Here is a 16,890-nt window from a genome sequence, read left to right as displayed (position 1 = left end):
GATTCAACCACACTTGGACCAGCCGCAGCCGGCATAGCAGGTGGGGCAGCCGTCCATCATGATCAGCTCGCCGCGGCACTCGGGGCAGTGGCCCACCACGGTGGGGCCGTCGCCCTTGTCGCTGGCCGCGTCGCCGCCGATGGCCGAGACGGCACCCGCGGGCGCGGCCTCTTCCTCATGGGCCGGCGGCTGCCAGGGGTGGCCGTGGGTCAGGCGATGGGCATAGCGGCTGACCAGCTCTTCTACCGGCACCTGGTTGCCGTCCTGGTCGAGGAAGCCGCGGCGGTAGAGGATCTGCTGGATCGACCAGGCGATGGCCGCCACCTCGGAGTCGTGGAACATCGGCTTGCCCCAGCGGTTCATGCCGCAGCGTACCAGGCCCTTGTCCCAGGCCACCTTGCGCAGATCGGCCACCGCCTGGGTGACGTAGCCGCCGCGGGCGGCCAGCGACAGGCTGCGCATGGTGGCAGTGATCCACTGGTGCTCGCTGGAGAGCTGGCCGGAGGGGAAGAAGAACTCCACCGGCCGCTCGATCACCACCCGCTTGCCGTCGAGCACGCCCTCCACGGGCATGAAGGAGACCAGCAGGTAGACCTTCTTGCGGCCCTCGGCGCCGACGTAGGAGATCTTCTCGGACACCGCCTCCAGGGTGCCCTCCGGGCGCGAGGGAATGCGCACCGTGAGCGGGTTCTCGTCGGCCAGGGGGGCTTGCTCCTCCACGGCCTTCTTGACGCTGTAGGAGACGATCTTGGAATTGATTTCGACGGCCATCACGGGGCTCCTGCGGAAAGTTGTGCGTTGACGCTTGGGTGACGGCCGCTCACGACCGTCACGAGCGAAGGCGAGGCAAGGCGCAGGCTTTCGAGGAAGCGGAGTTTACGAGCCGTAAATGAGCATTCCGAGAAAGACTGCAACACCGCCTCGGCGAGCGCAGTAGGTCGTGAGTTACCACTTGCCATAGGTGCCTTCCTTCAACGCATCATAGAGGTTCGCCGCATTGTGCTCCTCGCCGTCATAGATCACCTTCTCGTCGCCGGCAAGCTCCACGGTCTCGCCGTTCTCCAGCTCGAAGACGTAAGTGGTGTTCTTGAGGTCGTCTTCGCGGACCAGCACGCCCTGGAAGGCCTCCGGGTTGAAGCGGAAGGTGGTGCAGCCCTTGAGCTTGCTCTCGTAGGCGTCCAGGTAGAGGTCCTTGAACGCCTCGAAGGGGAACTCGGTGGGCACGTTGACCGTCTTGGAGATCGCCGAGTCCACCCACACCTGGGCGGCGGCCTGTACCGCCACGTGCTGCTTGGGCGTTACCGCATCGGCGGTGATGAAGTAGTCGGGCAGGTCGCTCTCCACGGCCTCGCTGGCGATGAAGTGCCGGTAAGCCGCCAGCTCGAAGGAGCACACCTCGACCTGCTCCTTGGTCTTCTTGCCCGCCTGGATGACGTTGCGGAAGTAGCGGTGCGAGAACGACGGCTCGATACCGTTCGAGGCGTTATTGCCCAGTGACAGCGAGATAGTGCCGGTGGGCGCGATCGAGCTGTGGTGGGTGAAGCGCGCGCCGTGCTCGGCGAGCGCGGCGACCAGCTCCGGCTCCACCTCGGCGACCTTCTGCATGTAGCGGCTGTAGCGGGCGTGCAGGATGCGCCCCGGCACCTTGTCGCCCACCTCGTAACCGTCCTTGGCAAGCTCGGGCCGCTCGCGCAGCATCCTGGGCGTGATCTCGAAATCCTCGGCGAGGATCGGTGCCATGCCCTTCTCGCGGGAGAGTTCCAGCGCCTGCTTCCAGCCTTCGATGGCCAGGTTGCGGCTGACCTCCTCGGTGAAGGCCAGCGACTCGGCGGAGCCGTAGGGGATCTTGAGCATGGTCAGGGTCGAGCCCAGGCCCAGAAAGCCCATGCCGTGGCGGCGCTTGGCCTCGATCTCGCGGCGCTGCCCCTCGAGCGGCAGGCCGCTGATCTCCACCACGTTGTCCAGCATGCGGGTGAAGATCGCCACCACCTTGCGATAGCGCTCCCAGTCGAAGCGCGGCTTCTTGCCGAAGGGGTCGATGACGAAGCGGGTCAGGTTGACCGAGCCCAGCAGGCAGGCGCCCTCGGGAGGAAGCGGCTGCTCACCGCAGGGATTGGTCGCCCGGATCTCCTCGCAGAACCAGTTGTTGTTCATGCGGTTGACCTGATCGATCAGGATGAAGCCCGGCTCGGCGAAGTCGTAGGTCGAACGCATGATGGTGTCCCACAGCTCGCGCGCCTTGATCACCTCGACGATGCGGCAGGCGACGCGCCCCTCGGCGTCAACGGTGTAGCCCTCCTCGATCACCGGCCAGTCGCGGTAGATCAGGTCCTCCGGCTTGACGTCGTCCTTCTCGCCCGGATGCAGCGGGAAGGCCAGCGGCCAGTCGCTATCGTGCTTCACCGCCTCCACGAACTCGTCGGTGATCAGCAGCGAGAGGTTGAACTGGCGCAGCCGGCCGGCCTCGCGCTTGGCCTCGATGAAGGCGCGCACGTCGGGATGGCCGACGTCGAAGGTGCCCATCTGGGCGCCGCGACGCCCGCCGGCGGAGGCCACCGTGAAGCACATCTTGTCGTAGATATCCATGAACGCCAGGGGACCGTTGGTGCCGGCCCCGGCGCCGAACACGAAGGCGCCCTTGTGGCGCAGGGTGGAGAACTCGTAGCCGATGCCGCAGCCGGCCTTGAGGGTCATGCCGGCGTCCACCACCGAGGAGAGGATATCGTGCATGGAGTCGCGGATGGTGCGCGACACCGTGCAGTTGATCAGGCTCACCGCCGGCTTGTAGGCCTCGGCGCCGGCGTTGGACATGATGCGCCCGGCGGGAATGGCGCCGTTCTCCAGCGCCCAGCGGAACTTGGGCAGCCACTCCTCGGCCTTGTCGCCTTCCACCGCCGCCAGGGCCCGGGCCACCCGCTCCCAGGTGGCCGCCACGTCCTTGTCCACGGGCCGGCCATGACGATCCTTGAGACGATACTTGGCGTCCCAGATATCGCGAGAGGGCACCTGCAGCGGCACCTCGTTGGATGACTTGACGGCCTTGGTGGTTGTGCTCATGAAGGGGCTCCGGCAGTTCCTTGGATAGGGGCAGGGTCAATCGTTGCGGCGCGCCATGCGCTCCAGCCGCACCAGCCAGTCGCCGAACCGGCCCTGGGCCAGGCCCTCCTCGCGGCTGTCGAGGAGGTTCTTGACCATCAGGCCAAGCTCGGTGTCACCCTCGATCAGCAGCCGGCGCTGGAAGAACAGCGCATCGGGGTCCTCGCGGCGCGTCGCCAGGCAGAGAAACTCCCGCCAGCCCCCGCGAATGGTCGCCTCGCCGGCCTCGCGGGTGAGCACCAGGCGCTGATCCTGGAGACTCAGCGTCAAGACGACGCCCAGGTCTTCCACGTTGAGGGTGATACGCCGCCCCTCTAGGGCGTCGAACTCACCCTCGGCGAGGGGCTCGGCGAAGGTACGGTTGAGCAGCGGCTCGACCACGCGCTGCTTGATCGGCAGTGGCACGCGGGGGTCAATGGCGCGAATCAGCTGGGTCGGGGCGGGTGGACGCGGCAGGAATGACAACGGCAACAGGGACATCGCTACTCTCCATGGGATCGAGCCGGTGGAATCGCACGGCCACGAGAGGCCGACGAGCCGACCATCCTAGGCGCGATGGCGGCCGCCTGCACTGATATGCGTCAAGCTCATGCCACTGCCCCGACCGGGGCCTGCGTACCATATATAGTCCAGATTCGATGATCAAGCACCATATCTGGATAAAAAATTGGCTCTCCCCCTTGCGTTCCGATAACTCTTTGATCCCCAAGCGGCGGACACGATCCCTATCTCAACGGTTGGGCCATGACACCATCCCCTCCACCAACACGGCGCCCCGCAGGGCGCCGTGTTCGCGTAATCCCAAGGGCCGTCACACCGTACGCGAGTAGCGGTTCTCCTCGGGCTTGAGGTAGGCGTCGAAGGTCATGGCCATGTTGCGCATCATCAAACGCCCCGCGGGCAGCACTTCGAGCTCGTCCTCGCGGATCGCCAGCAGGCCGTCGTCGGCCATCTCCTCGAGCGCCCCGAGGGCGTCGGCGAAGTAGTCGCGAAAGGCGATCCCGTGGCGGGCCTCGATATCGGCGAAGTCCACCCGACCGTGGCACATCAGGGCGTTGATCACGTCGCGGCGCAGGCGGTCGTCGTCGTTGAGCCGGTAGCCGCGCATCACCGGCAGCCGGCCGGCTTCGAGCCGCGCCTGGTACTGGGCGGTCTCCTTGACGTTCTGGCTGTAGCTGTCGCCCACCTTGCCGATGGAGGTGTTGCCGAGCCCGATCATGTCGCAGTCGGCGTGGGTGGAGTAGCCCTGGAAGTTGCGCTGCAGGGTGCCGTTCTCCCGGGCCAGGGTCAGCTCATCCTCGGGCAGGGCGAAGTGGTCCATGCCGATATAGACGTAGCCGGCCTCGGTGAGACGGCGAATGGTGAGCTCGAGCAGCTCCATCTTGCGCTCCGGGGGCGGCATATCCTCCGGGCGGATCAACCGCTGGGCCTTGAACAGGTCGGGCAGATGCGCATAGCTGTAGGTGGCGATACGATCCGGACGCAGGGCGATGATCTTGTCCAGGGTGGCATCGAAGCTGGCCACGGTCTGCAGCGGCAGGCCGTAGATCAGATCGACGCTGACCGAGGCAAAGCCGGCCTCGCGGGCCGCCTGCACCAGCTCCACCACCTGCTCCTCGCTCTGGATGCGGTTGACCGCCTTCTGCACGGCCTCGTCGAAGTCCTGGACACCGAAGCTGAGCCGGTTGAACCCCAGATCGTGCAGCTCATGGATCTGCTCGGGAGTGACCGTGCGCGGGTCCACCTCCAGGGAGAACTCGCGCTCGGCGGGGGGCGCAAAGTGAAAGGCCGCGTCCAGCGCCGCCATCAGCTCGCCCAGCTGAGCATTGCTCAGGTAGGTGGGCGTACCGCCGCCCAGGTGCAGCTGGGTCATGCGCCGCGAATCGTCGAACAGCGCCCCCTGGACCTCGATCTCCCGCTTCAGCCAGGTCAGGTACTCGGCGGCGCGCTCGGTGTTGTGGGTGATGATCTTGTTGCAGGCGCAGTAGTAGCACAGGCTCTTGCAGAATGGGATATGCACGTAGACCGAGAGCGGCTTGGGCGTCTCGGCACGGTTGCTGCGCTCGGCGGCGGCGCGATAGTCGTCCTCGGCGAAGGCGGTATGGAACTGCGGCGCCGTGGGATAGGAGGTATAGCGCGGCCCCGGGCGGTCGTACTTCTCCACCAGGGGGCGGTTGAACAGCAGGGTGTCTTGCATGATCGGAAACAGCCTCTTGAAAGGGGGCATGGAGCGGGCCATCGCCTCATGCCGTCAGTATGCCATTGGCGGCCGGCCGCGTCGTCAGGGGCAGGTCGGACCCTTGCCCAGGGTCAAGTCTATCGAGGCCGCCCGGCCGGCAGCCGCGCCAGCCAGTGCCACAGCCGCCACACCACCAGCAGCCAGGCCAGGCTCCAGGCCGCGGCCGACCCCCACAGCACCACCAGCCAGGCGCTGCCCGTCTCCAGCACCCACAGCCGCAGCAGGGCCGCCAGGGCAAACAGCGCCGCCAGCGGCACCAGGCTCCACTCCGACTCGGGGCGCCCCTTGGCGCGCAGGATCACCTGGCGCAGCATGATGGCGCTGGCCAGGGTGCCCAGGGCCCCGATGGTGAAGGCGTGCAGCGAGGTGCTGGCGTGGGCCGGCAGCCACCAGGTGCGCGCCAGCAGCAGCAGCCCGATGCCCAGCCAGCCGTAGCCGAGCATCAGCACCAGCAGATCCCGCCGCTCCCGACACAGCGCCGGCCGCCAGCGGCGGATCCGCCACAGCACCAGCAGCCCGGCGGCCGCCACCAGCAGCGCGGCCAGCGGCTGCAGCGGGGGCCACAGCATGATGAAGGGGGCCAACCCCAGCAGCACGATCAGTGCCGCCTCGATAGGCGGCTGCACGCCGCCGCCAGCGACGCCGTGACGCTGCATCAGATGACCGTTGACCGCCGGGGCGATCACCCGGCCGCCCATGAAGGTCATCAGCAGCACCAGCCACAGCACGCTCTGGTGCATCAGCGGGTCGGTGGTGGGCATCCCCTCCAGATAGCGCCAGGTGAGGGTCACCACCGCCAGCAGGCAGATCAGCCCCAGCAGCGGTGACAAGAGCCGATTGCGCCACTTCTTGGCCGCAAGGAAACGCGGCACCAGCAGTGCCGCCACCCACAGGGCGAAGGCGCCATCCGCCAGGCTCGCCAGGAAGCTGCCCGGCCACTCCAGCACCCCCAGGCGCCCCACCAGCCAGAGCCCCACCAGACCGATAAGGCGATGGCGCGGCAGTGGACCGAGCAGGTAGCCGGCGATCACCGCCAGGGCAAACCCGAACAGCAGCTCCCGGGCATGGGCGGCGGGCGAGGCCAAATGCGGCAGGAGATCCAGCGAGTGATAGAGGGAGAGCAGCGACAGCGGCACCATCAGCGCCGCGTGCAGCGCTGCCAGGGGGAAGAGCCAGCGCCAGGCCGGCAGGCTGGGCCCGCGCGGACCGCGACGATCGGGGGGGACGCCCGCGCGGGCTTTACATCGACGCCAAACATGCATATAAAATACTACTTAGAGGAGTCGCTGCCAATCCGTGAGGTCCGCATGATGTCCATGGTGTCACGAATGGCCTGGCGCTGCCTGGCCTACGGCTGTATCGGCCTGGGCACCGCCGGCCTGGTGGTACCGCTGCTGCCCACCACGCCCTTTCTGCTGGTGGCCGCCTGGGCGGCCCCGAAGGGATCGCCGCGCCTGGCCCGCTGGCTGTGGGAGCATCCCCGGCTGGGGCCCACGCTGCACGCCTGGCAGAGTCAGCGCGCCGTGCCCCGCCGCGCCAAGCGTCTCGCGGCGGGCCTGCTGGTGCTCAGCTGGCTGGTGCTGTGGCTGGGTGGGGCGCCGGCGCCGGCGCTGGGGCTGACCGCGGTAATCTTCTGCTGCGTGGCCACCTTCGTGCTGACGCGACCGGATGTCGCACCCTGCCACGCCCGCTGTAGTAACCGGTGATAAGATATACCGCTTTTATTCACGTTTTTGACGCAAATCAAACGCCGGGGGACTACCGAGTAACCTTATGCATCTAACTCGCTACACCGACTACGCCCTGCGCGTGCTGATCTTCCTCGCCGTCAAGGGCGATGAGCGGGCGACCATCACCGAGATCGCCGACAGCTTCGGAGTGTCTCGCAACCACCTGATGAAGGTGGTCCAGGACCTCAGCCACCGCGGCTATATCACCACCATTCGCGGCAAGAACGGCGGCTTGCTGCTCAACCGCCCCGCAGAGGAGGTGAGCCTGGGCGAGCTGGTGCGGGACACCGAGAGCGAACTCGGCCTGGTGGAGTGCTTTCGCGACCACAACGAGTGCATCATTACCCCGGCCTGCCGGCTCAAGCCGATTCTCAATGAGGCCCTCGGCGCCTTCATGGCCGTCCTGGACCGCTATACGCTGGCGGATATGCTCGGCCGCCGCCAGCCTCAGCTGGTCAAGCTGCTGAAGATCCAGAGCGATGGACGTGAACCTCCTTCGTCTCCACCGGCCTAACCTTTGCCCTGCCCTTGGGCGCGATTCTTGTCTACCATGATGTGATCATGGAAATATTTCCCAACCTGGCCTACTGCCCCACCGGGGCCAGGCCAACCCGTGACTAGCACGACCAGGAGAACCTTGATGAACAAACTGACCACTGCCCTGTTGACCGGTGCTGCCGCCCTCGCCTTCACCGCCGCTGCCCAGGCCGAGCCCGACGGTGAAGCCATCTACAACCAGGCCTGCATGGCCTGCCACATGACCGGCGCCGCCGGCGCCCCGATCAAGGGCGACGAGGCCGCCTGGGCCCCGCGCCTGGAGCAGGGCATGGATGTCATGTACGAGCACTCCATCGAGGGCTTCCAGGCCATGCCGGCGCGCGGCGGCCACCCCAGCCTGAGCGACGAAGAAGTCAAGGCCGCCGTCGACTTCATGCTGGAGCCGGTGCTCTAAGTCGGCAAGCCCCTGAACACGCATCGCCCCCGGCCGGTTGCTCCGGCCGGGGGCGATACGTTTATGCCTATTGTCGAGACACCCAGAGCGCTGCTACATGCTGCGCTCAATGTGCGAGCGAGCCAGCTGGTTGATCACCGCCACGTCGACCTCTTCATAGTCGAGCAGCAGGCCGTCGTGCTCCTCGATGAAGGCGCGCGCCTCCGCCTCGCTGCCAAAAGAGGCCAGCGTTGGCCCCATGGCCCCCATCAGCGGCTGCTCAGTGACATAGAAGGCCACGTCAGCTCCGATATAGGCATCGTCGGCCGGGGACTCCCAGTCGGTAGCGCCCATGTCATGGACGAAGGCCTGCTGCAGATGAGGCACCGAGTCCGGCTGCAGCAGCCAGACGAACATGTCGGAGGTGGAACAGAACTTGAGCACTCGCCCATCGCGCAGACAGGCCTGCGCCTTGGGACCAGGATGCTCGGCAATGAACATCCCGCATACGGCACACTCATCGCCTGACTCGATGGGGAGCGGCCCGCAGGCCACGGCCTCGCTCTCTTCGCTGCCGCAGCCGGCCAGCCCAGCCAGCGAGACACCGCCCAGCACGATGATGAACTTCCTACGCGTCAACATGACATAACTCCTTGGACGTCACGCCTCACGGCTGCGGAAGACCCACAGGGCCAGACTCAGGGGGACGACCACCCAGGCGAGCATCGCACCGATCAGCATCGCCGGATGGAAGGCCGCATCGGCGCCGATGGAGGCCAGGCCGGCCTGGGTCCGCGCCGCCTCGAAGAAGGTCAGGTTGACGATGCGGAAGATGTCCGTGGGGTTGAGCAGCAGCAGGTAGTGGAAGAGCCCCTCGCTGACCTGGCCCCCGGTGCCGACCAGCAGGCCCAGCAGCGCCAGGTCGAAGACGATGACGAACAGGAACCAGACCACCAGGGCGATGCCCGCCGCACGGGACTTCTCGGCCACATTGACGCTGATCAGGTAGGCGAAGCCGATGAAGGCCCAGCCCAGCAGCATCGCCGAGAGAATGAACAGGGCCAGGGCGGCCACCAGTTCGCCGAGGTTCTCCACGCTGCCGAAAGCGGCGATGACCACCCCGGCCACGCCGAAACCGACCAGGGTGGAGACCCCGAGAATGGCCGCATGGCCCAGGAACTTGCCGGCCAGGATCTCGACCCGGCTGATGGGATAGGTGAGCAGCAACAGCAGGGTACCCTGCTCGTCTTCGCCGACGATGCTGTCATAGGCCAGCATCAGGGCGATCAGCGGGATCAGGAAGACCGCCAGGCTCGACAGGCTGACGATGGTGGTCGACACCCGGGTGAAGCCCACCTGACCGGAGGCCGCGGCACCGAAGTAGGCCAGCCCGATGGCCAGCAGCCCGAACACCAGGGTAATGGCCAGCACCCAGCGGTTGCGCAGGCCGTCGCGAAACTCCTTGCCGGCGACTATCAGCAGATTGTTCATACGGTAACGCCCTCCGGGCCGACGTTGGCTGACATAGTGACCTCTTCTACCGCGCTGTTGCGACGCACGGTGCCGTCGAAGTGGGCGTAGAGCGACTCCAGCGTCGGCGGTTCGAGGTCGATATCCTCGACCTGGCCGTCAGTCAGCAGGGCGCGCAGCACTTCGACCTTGGCCCGCGTGGGTACCGCCAGCTCGAGCCGCCCCAGGCTGCCCTGGTCGACACGAACGCCGAAGGCCTGCAGCCGCTCTGCCACGGCGTCCGGCGTCAGAGCGGTGCGCAGGCGCATCACCAGCGGCAGGTTGGCGGCCTCACGCAGCTCGTCGATGCTGCCCGAGGCCAGCATACGGCCCTGGCCGAGAATCGCCGCCCGGTCGATATGCCGCTCGACCCCCGGCAGCACATGGGAGCAGAGGATCACGCTGACGCCACGGCCGCGCAGCTCATCGACCATCGCATAGAAATCGCGTGTCGCCATGGGGTCGAGCCCCACGGTCGGCTCATCGAGCAGCATCAGGCGCGGCTCGCCGATCAATGCCTGGGCAAGGCCCAGGCGCTGGCGCATGCCCTTGGAGTAGGTCTTCACCCGGCGATGCATGGCGTGGGTCAGGCCGACCCGCTCCAGCAGAGTGTCGACGACGCCGTGACCGACGCGCTTGAGCTTGGCGAAGTAGCGCAACACCTCGCGGCCGCTGAGCTGCTCGTAGAACTGCACGTTCTCGGGCAGATAGCCCAACCGCAGCCGCAGGTCGTTGGCCTCGGCGCCGCTCGGGTCATGGCCGAACACCCGCAGCTCGCCGCTGCTGGGCCGAATCAGGCCGAGGATCAGCTTCATCGACGTGGACTTGCCGGCACCATTGTGGCCCATCAGGCCCAGCACTTCGCCTTCGCCCAGGCGCAGGCTGATGTCGTTGAGGGCGGCCAGCTTGCCGAAACGCTTGCCGACGGATGCCATCTCGATTACGGGGTGAGTCATTGCAGGGCCTCCGCCATCCAGTCGGGTAGGGTCATGAGGGGGTGGCTGTCCTTGACGCCGGGCGGACGCAGGATCGGAAACTCGCGCTGTACCCAGCGCAGCACCTGAACCGCCGGGCTGTTCATCAGGATCTTGGCCATCGGGTAGGTCCAGATCAGCCGGTCCACCGAATCATTGGGTTCATAGGGGATGTCGCCGATACCGTCGCCGCTGAGATCCCAGCCCAGGTAGTCGCTCCAGTAGTTGCCGCGGCCGTCATGGGACCACTCCTGCTCGCGCAGGGCCACGTACTTGACCTGGCTCTCGTTGCCGACGAAGGCATTGCCGTGAAACTCGTTGTCCTCGGAGCCGGCGGTCATATGAATGCCGATCTCGGTGCGGGCAAACAGGTTGTCGCGAATCTCGTTGAACAGCGAATTATAGACGAACAGCGCCTTGCCCTCGGCGCCGCTGATGGCGTGGCCGTCGGGTGCCGCCGCCACGCCCCCCCGCTGGGCTTCGATGGCGATGTTCTCGGCGATCACCGAGTCGACGATGAAGTTGAGCAGAAAGCCGTAGTTCTGATCGCGGATCGAGCGGTTGCCGACCACCTCGAGCTGGCGCGACTGCATCAGCGCGTAGCCGAGCCGATTGTTGCGGGTCTCGTTGTCGCGCACCTCGTTGGCGTGCGAGAACATGTAATGTACGCCATAGCGCTGATCGCGCAGCAGATTACCGATCAGGCGATTGTGGTTGCTGACATCGATATAGATGCCGTCCCGGGCCTCCCAGATCTCGTTGCCGATGATCTCGGCACCGGTGACGTTGAAGAGCTGCAGGCCGTTGCCGCGGTCCTGGGAGCGCAGGGAGGCGTCGCCGCTGATGCGGTTGCCTTCCACCCGCACATCGGCTGGCGCATCCAGCCAGATACCGAAGCCGCGGGCTTCGATACGATTGTTCTCGATGACGGCGCCCGTGGCAGAATCGGCCACGAAGATGCCGCTGTCTATCTCGGTCAGATTGGCCCCGTCGTTGCGGATATGCAGGCCCGATACCGTGGTTGCCGGCGCCATCACGCTCAGCACGCTGCCGCGGCCCTGACCGTCCAGAATCGCCCCTTCCTCACCGACCAATTCGATGGTGGTCTCGACAACGAAGTTACCCTCGTAGAGGCCCGGCATCAGGCGCACCCGATCACCGGTTTGTGCCGAATCCAGCACCTCTTGCAGCGACTGCTCGCCCGGCACGACGAGACGCTCGGCGGCGAAGCCCAGCGCCGGAAACAGCATCAGCAAGAGCAGGAAAAGCCATGTCGAACGCATATGACTCTCGGTTGGAGATAAAAGAGAGGAGGGAGGGGGTCGGCGTTGCCGCCGACCCCGGAGGGGCTTACGCCGGCTCGACGAGCAGGCGACCGACCATCTCCATGTGCAGCGCGTGGCAGAACCAGTTGCAGTAGTACCAGAACACCCCGGGCTTGTCTGCCGTGAAGGTGATCGAGGCGGTCTGCATCGGGCTGATCTCCATGCTCACGCCGTGATCCACCACGCAGAAGCCGTGGGAGAGATCCTCGACGCGGTCCAGGTTGGTGATGGTCACCGTGACCTCGTTGCCCTGCTTGACGGGAATTTCGGTGATCCCGAAGTTCGGCGCCACCGAGGTCATGTAGACCCGCACCTTGTTGCCGTCACGAATGATGGTGTTGTCGGTCTCGACGTTGACACCGTCCGCCTCGGCCATGGCAATGGTTTCGGCGAAGTAGGGATCGTCGCGCTCCCAGATCTGCTTGGTCTGGATCTGGTCGCGGCGGATGATCACCGCATCGTGGGGCTCGGCGAAGGTGGGCGTGTCGTGCACCAGCTTCATTTCCTCGCCGGAGATGTCGATCATCTGATCGTTTTCCGGGTGCAGCGGGCCCACCGGCAGGTAGCGGTCCTTGGAGAACTTGTTCAGAGAGAACAGCCACTTGCCGTCGGCATCCTTGGACTCTGCCAGGGTTGCATGGTTGTGGCCCGGCTGGTAGTGGACATCCAGCTTCTGGCGGATGTACTCGACGTCCTCGCCGTTGTAGTTGCGCACGGCGTCTTCCATGTTCCACTTCACCACCTGGCTGTCGATGAACACCGTGGTGTAGGCGTTGCCGCGGCCGTCGTAGGTGGTGTGGAGCGGCCCCAGGCCGATTTCCGGCTCGGCGGCAATGACGTCGCGCTCGTCGTCCAGATTGCCCTCGAAGAGGTCGTCGAGCTTGGCGATTTCGATCATCGACACGGTGGGCGAGAGCTTGCCGGCGGCAATGAAGTACTTGCCATCGGTGGACGTATTGAGCCCGTGGGGGTTCTTGGGCACCGGCACGTAGCGGGTAACGTTGAGGTCGGAGCTCTTGCGGCCGTCGACCACCGGCACGTCGGAGTCGCCGATGGTCATGTAGTTGCCGTCGGCCACCGCCTGCTCGATACGCTCGATGCTGAACACGGTTACCCAGTCGCGGTCGGCGCGCATCTTGCCCGCCAGGTCCACAGCGCCCTCGGAGTTGTAGCAGGTCGCCGCGGCGTACTTGCCGGTGTAGTCGGCGTCCATATTGTCCAGGTTGCCGTCTACCATCACCTGCCACTTCACCTCCATGGTGTCGGCATCGATGGCATTCCACAGGGTGTAGTACTTCGACGGGTCGTTGATGTCCCGCCCGTCGTTGGGCTGGGGAATCATGTACTCGCCGTTGGCGAACACATAGCCGGTGCGCGGCGCCTTCTGCAGACGCAGGCCGTGGATCGCCTGGACGTTGGGCACGGTGACCATCTTGTCGGTCTTGAAGACATCAAGACGAATCCGCGCCACGCGGGTGTTGGCCTTGTCGTTGATGAACAGGTAGCGGCCGTCGTGGCTGCCATCGGTGTAGCTGACGTGAGGGTGGTGGGCGTCGCCGTTGGTGAAGCGATGGCTGTCGCCCATGATGCGCTTGGATTCTTCGGTCATGCCCCAGCCGGAGGCCGAGCAGTGGTTGAACACCGGAATCCGCATGATCTCGCGCATGGAGGGCACGCCGTAGACGCGCACTTCACCACTGTGGCCGCCGCTCCAGAAGCCGTAGTACTCGTCCAGTTCACCCGGCGGCACGTGGATGTCGGCGCCGCCATTGCTGGCCGCCTGGGCCGGCTGGCTGCGGGTCAGGGCACCCACGCCCGCCACGCCGGTGACACCGGCCATGCCGGCCGCACCGACCATGGCGCTACCCGCCAGGAAGCGACGACGCCCCTGGTTGACCGAAGCGCCTTCGGGCGAGCCGGTGGGCTTGTCGTCCTTATGGTTGTCGCTCATGACACTACCTCCGTTTCATTATGTCGAGAGAAGCCTCGATGCCGACTCTGCGTTCGGCCTTCGCTTTCCGGCGATTCGTGGGCGCCTGATGGCGCCTCACGCCGCGCGGGGTACCGCTCCCGAGGGGCACCGGCCCCTCAGGCACCGTCTCCGGATACTTCTGCCACCGGGATACGCTGTTTCTCTGCCGCCTTGCTGCTGAGCCGGGTGGCCTTCTCACGCTTCTTGCGCTGCACCACCATGGGCGGGCACTTGCGATCGTTGTGGTAGGTCACCTGGCAATCCAGGCAGTAGTGGCACTCGTTGGGGTTGATCCGGCCATCGGGATGGATCGCCTGGATATGGCATTCGTGGGCGCAGATCTGGCAGGGCTTGCCGCACTCCTTGTGGCGGCGCAGCCAGTCGAACAGCCGAATGCGTGCAGGGATCGCCAGGCCGGCCCCCAGCGGGCAGACATAGCGGCAGTAGAACTTGTGGTTGAAGGCGCTGATCACCAGCAGCAGCACCGCATAGAGCACGAAGCCCCACTCGCGCTGGAACTTCAGCAGCACCGCCGTCTTGAAGGGCTCGACCTCGGCGTAGATCTCCGCCTGGGTCAAGGACTGCAGCGAGATGGCGAATAGCCCCAGCAGAATGATGTATTTCAATGCCCAGAGACGCTCGTGAACCACGAAGGGCAGCTCGAACTGCGGCACCTTGAGCTTGAGGGCCACCGCGCTGATCAGCTCCTGCATGGCGCCGAAGGGGCAGAGCCAACCGCAGTAGACGCCGCGCCCCCACAGCAGCAGCGAGACCGCCACGAAGCTCCAGAGAATGAACATCATCGGGTCCATCAGGAAGGTGGACCAGCGGAAATCGGTGAACAGCGCGTTGGTGAAAGTGAAGATATTCACCACCGAGAGCTGCGCCAGGGCATACCAGCCGATGAACACCACCGTATAGACCAGGAAGCTGTAGCGCAGGGTGTGCAGCAGTCGAGGCCGTTTGGCCAGCATATCCTGAAACAGCAGGATGAAGGTCAGCACGCCCAGACCGGCCCCCAGCACGATGATGTGCATGACCCGATCTTCCCAGACCGAGATCCACAGGGGGCGGTCCTCGTCGGCGTCGAGCATGGCATCGGCGGGCGGCTCGGGAATCTCGAGGAAGCGCTCCGGCACCGTCACCTCCGCTGCGAAACCGGCAAACTCGGTGTCCAGAGCCCCCACCTGACGACGCACTAGCAGCTCGACCTCCCACGCCTGGCCGGGGTCGAAGCCCGCCTCTTCACGCAGGATGAAGATATCGCGCTCGGGCAGGCGCGGCGCTCCCTCGGCGTCGATGCCCCACAGGCGACGCATGTCGGTATCGCGGAACTGATCCGAGCGTCCGCCGTGATGGATCAGGATGCGGTCGTAGATGCCCCCGCGCACGAAGCCGGAGCCCTTGAAGGAGTATCGGCCATCGGCCAGCAGCGCCAGCGCATGCTCGTTCTCACCGAGGCTTTCCATCAGCTGCTCGTACTGGCGCTCGCCCAGCAGATTGCGGCCAATGGTGGGAACGTTCAGGTAGGCGAAGTAGAGATCGATGAAGGTCTCGTCCTCGCGCCCCTCCGGGGCGGCTTCGACGCCCTCGGCATCGGTGCCGACGAAGGCGTCGTCGACCTCGCCACGGGTCAGATGCAGATGGCCGATGGCGCCCTGCTCCTTGAGCTCGGCCCAGCTAGCCTCCTCGAAGATATCCTCGCGAACCGTGGCCGGCTCCCTGACGGCGGCGGTGATGATCCCCAGCTGACGCGCCAGCTGGCGGGCCGAGCGCATGATGCCCTCGCCCATTACCACGACGGTGACGGTGGCACCGGACACCGCATCGACGTGCTCATAGCCTTCGCGCTGCTGGCGCGAGAGGCCGACACGCACCTTCTGGCGGATCGATTTGCCGACGTACTGATCGACGAAATCGTCGAGCACGGTCTCGGGGATGCCGACCAGCATGATCGGTTCGGAGTGATCCAGCACCTGCACGCCGGTGATTCGGCCTTCCAGATCCATGCCGACGCGCATATTGACGGGATAGCCGGAGTAGGCGGGAATGGGCGCGAGGTCGTTGGTCTCGAAGACATAGCCGACGATCTCGCCATCTTGCAGCACCGGCACGGCCGGGGCGTCCTCCAGGGGCTGCCCGACGCTGCTGGCCTCGGGGAACACCTCGGGCAGCCAATCCGCCGCCGTGGCGACCGTGGGCAGCCAGAACATTACCAGCAACACCAGCAGCCAGGAGTGCAACAACCTCATTCCATTCGTCTCCATCATGTTCATGCCGACTGGACGTCCGCCGGAACCGGCGCCTGCACTCCGTGACATGGAAAAGCCCCGACCGTGGCACATCACGGCACCGACACCCTTCCTGTAGTACCCTGGGGCGTGCCTTGCGCAGCCGGAAAAAGCGTATATTCGATACCTGTTTAACGTTAGCATAGCCAGGGGCTGAAAACCTGACCTGTATCAAACCTGGCCACTCATGCCGCATTCAGCCGGAAAATCGTGACAACTGCGTTGATCTGGCAACGAAAGGCTCGATGCGACATTGACGCCCTGGGAGGGCCCTGGAGAGCTCTTCTCGCCTTCCCGACAAGGTGATAGTCTCGATCGCACTGTGCTCAACTCCCTCCGCGGGGCTCACGGAGTCGCCATGACTGAAGAACCGCTCAATGCCATGCGCAATCCATTGATCATCCATCAGCGCCAGCTGGTTACCGAGTACGCCTTCTGCCTGGGTGATATTCCCACCCCGATCCGGGTACGCCTCTACCGTCAGTTGGAAGAGGGACGGGTGAGCTGTGAACAGAGCCACTACATCCAGACCCCGCTGCAGGACGAACCGATCTTCGAAAGCGCCGACGACCATCCCAGCGTCGAGGCCTGCCTGAAAACCATCACCGACGACATGGCCGAGCAGTACCGGCAGGCCGAGCAAGCCGGCCATCGACCCTCGGAGAGCTGGCTGCTGCCGAGTCGCGATTTCGACTGATGAACGGGGGCCGGCTTTAGACGAACGTCTGCCGGGGCGATTCGCCGCTTCCGGGGCGACCTGACGCATGTCAAGGGCAGCCGTACGCGCAGCGGGTAGAATGGCGCTACACGACTCGGACTAGGG

General features: G+C 65.5%; 15 protein-coding genes. 4 read left to right on the top strand and 11 right to left on the bottom strand.

The features are described 5' to 3' along the window. Positions 1-3: 3 nt before the first annotated feature. From ACZIYR_RS00650 to ACZIYR_RS00630, 5 genes are all read right to left on the bottom strand, one after another. Positions 4-771, bottom strand: coding sequence for a ribonucleoside-diphosphate reductase (locus ACZIYR_RS00650; RefSeq protein WP_483527867.1), 768 nt, complete (start codon positions 769-771; stop codon positions 4-6). A 174-nt stretch (positions 772-945) separates the two neighbouring features. Further along, positions 946-3,057 (bottom strand): adenosylcobalamin-dependent ribonucleoside-diphosphate reductase, encoded by a 2,112-nt coding sequence (locus tag ACZIYR_RS00645; protein WP_483527866.1) that lies wholly within the window; start codon positions 3,055-3,057, stop codon positions 946-948. A gap of 36 nt (positions 3,058-3,093) precedes the next feature. Then, positions 3,094-3,576: a ubiquinone anaerobic biosynthesis accessory factor UbiT gene (gene ubiT / locus ACZIYR_RS00640; RefSeq protein ID WP_473031983.1), complete on the bottom strand. Its 483-nt coding sequence runs from the start codon at positions 3,574-3,576 to the stop codon at positions 3,094-3,096. A gap of 331 nt (positions 3,577-3,907) precedes the next feature. Then, positions 3,908-5,293 (bottom strand): oxygen-independent coproporphyrinogen III oxidase, encoded by a 1,386-nt coding sequence (gene hemN / locus ACZIYR_RS00635; protein ID WP_483527865.1) that lies wholly within the window; start codon positions 5,291-5,293, stop codon positions 3,908-3,910. Between the two features lie 119 nt (positions 5,294-5,412). Continuing rightward, the gene (locus ACZIYR_RS00630; RefSeq protein ID WP_483527864.1) at positions 5,413-6,597 is read right to left on the bottom strand and encodes an NnrS family protein; all 1,185 of its coding nucleotides are present in this window, start codon (positions 6,595-6,597) and stop codon (positions 5,413-5,415) included. Between the two features lie 45 nt (positions 6,598-6,642). Here ACZIYR_RS00630 and ACZIYR_RS00625 point away from each other — a divergent pair, with 45 nt between their 5' ends. From ACZIYR_RS00625 to ACZIYR_RS00615, 3 genes are all read left to right on the top strand, one after another. Next, a complete protein-coding gene (locus ACZIYR_RS00625) occupies positions 6,643-7,041 on the top strand; it encodes a YbaN family protein (RefSeq protein ID WP_473031980.1) in 399 nt (132 codons plus the stop codon). A 67-nt stretch (positions 7,042-7,108) separates the two neighbouring features. Beyond that, positions 7,109-7,579 carry an Rrf2 family transcriptional regulator gene (locus tag ACZIYR_RS00620; RefSeq protein ID WP_473031979.1) on the top strand — a complete coding sequence of 157 codons (471 nt, stop codon included), beginning with the start codon at positions 7,109-7,111 and terminating at the stop codon, positions 7,577-7,579. A gap of 126 nt (positions 7,580-7,705) precedes the next feature. Then, positions 7,706-8,017 (top strand): c-type cytochrome, encoded by a 312-nt coding sequence (locus ACZIYR_RS00615; protein WP_473031978.1) that lies wholly within the window; start codon positions 7,706-7,708, stop codon positions 8,015-8,017. 93 nt (positions 8,018-8,110) lie between these two features. On the opposite strand, the gene ACZIYR_RS00610 is transcribed toward ACZIYR_RS00615, so the two are convergent. The 6 genes from ACZIYR_RS00610 to nosR form a co-directional block, all read right to left on the bottom strand. Continuing rightward, complete coding sequence (locus ACZIYR_RS00610) at positions 8,111-8,638, bottom strand: nitrous oxide reductase accessory protein NosL (RefSeq protein ID WP_483527863.1); 528 nt, start codon at positions 8,636-8,638, stop codon at positions 8,111-8,113. Between the two features lie 18 nt (positions 8,639-8,656). Next, positions 8,657-9,487: an ABC transporter permease gene (locus ACZIYR_RS00605; RefSeq protein WP_483527862.1), complete on the bottom strand. Its 831-nt coding sequence runs from the start codon at positions 9,485-9,487 to the stop codon at positions 8,657-8,659. Further along, positions 9,484-10,461 (bottom strand): ABC transporter ATP-binding protein, encoded by a 978-nt coding sequence (locus tag ACZIYR_RS00600; RefSeq protein WP_483527861.1) that lies wholly within the window; start codon positions 10,459-10,461, stop codon positions 9,484-9,486. The genes ACZIYR_RS00605 and ACZIYR_RS00600 overlap by 4 nt, the downstream gene beginning before the upstream one ends. Continuing rightward, positions 10,458-11,762: a nitrous oxide reductase family maturation protein NosD gene (locus ACZIYR_RS00595; RefSeq protein WP_483527860.1), complete on the bottom strand. Its 1,305-nt coding sequence runs from the start codon at positions 11,760-11,762 to the stop codon at positions 10,458-10,460. Before ACZIYR_RS00595 ends, ACZIYR_RS00600 begins: the two co-directional genes overlap by 4 nt. 67 nt (positions 11,763-11,829) lie before the next feature. Then, the gene (gene nosZ / locus ACZIYR_RS00590; RefSeq protein WP_473031973.1) at positions 11,830-13,755 is read right to left on the bottom strand and encodes a TAT-dependent nitrous-oxide reductase; all 1,926 of its coding nucleotides are present in this window, start codon (positions 13,753-13,755) and stop codon (positions 11,830-11,832) included. 137 nt (positions 13,756-13,892) lie between these two features. Then, positions 13,893-16,028 carry a transcriptional regulator NosR gene (gene nosR, locus ACZIYR_RS00585; protein ID WP_483527859.1) on the bottom strand — a complete coding sequence of 712 codons (2,136 nt, stop codon included), beginning with the start codon at positions 16,026-16,028 and terminating at the stop codon, positions 13,893-13,895. Between the two features lie 397 nt (positions 16,029-16,425). Here nosR and ACZIYR_RS00580 point away from each other — a divergent pair, with 397 nt between their 5' ends. Continuing rightward, positions 16,426-16,764 (top strand): hypothetical protein, encoded by a 339-nt coding sequence (locus ACZIYR_RS00580; RefSeq protein ID WP_473031970.1) that lies wholly within the window; start codon positions 16,426-16,428, stop codon positions 16,762-16,764. Positions 16,765-16,890: the final 126 nt, after the last annotated feature.

This window comes from Billgrantia sp. NRB1, assembly GCF_056921725.1.
This window is presented reverse-complemented; position numbering and strand designations above follow the sequence as displayed.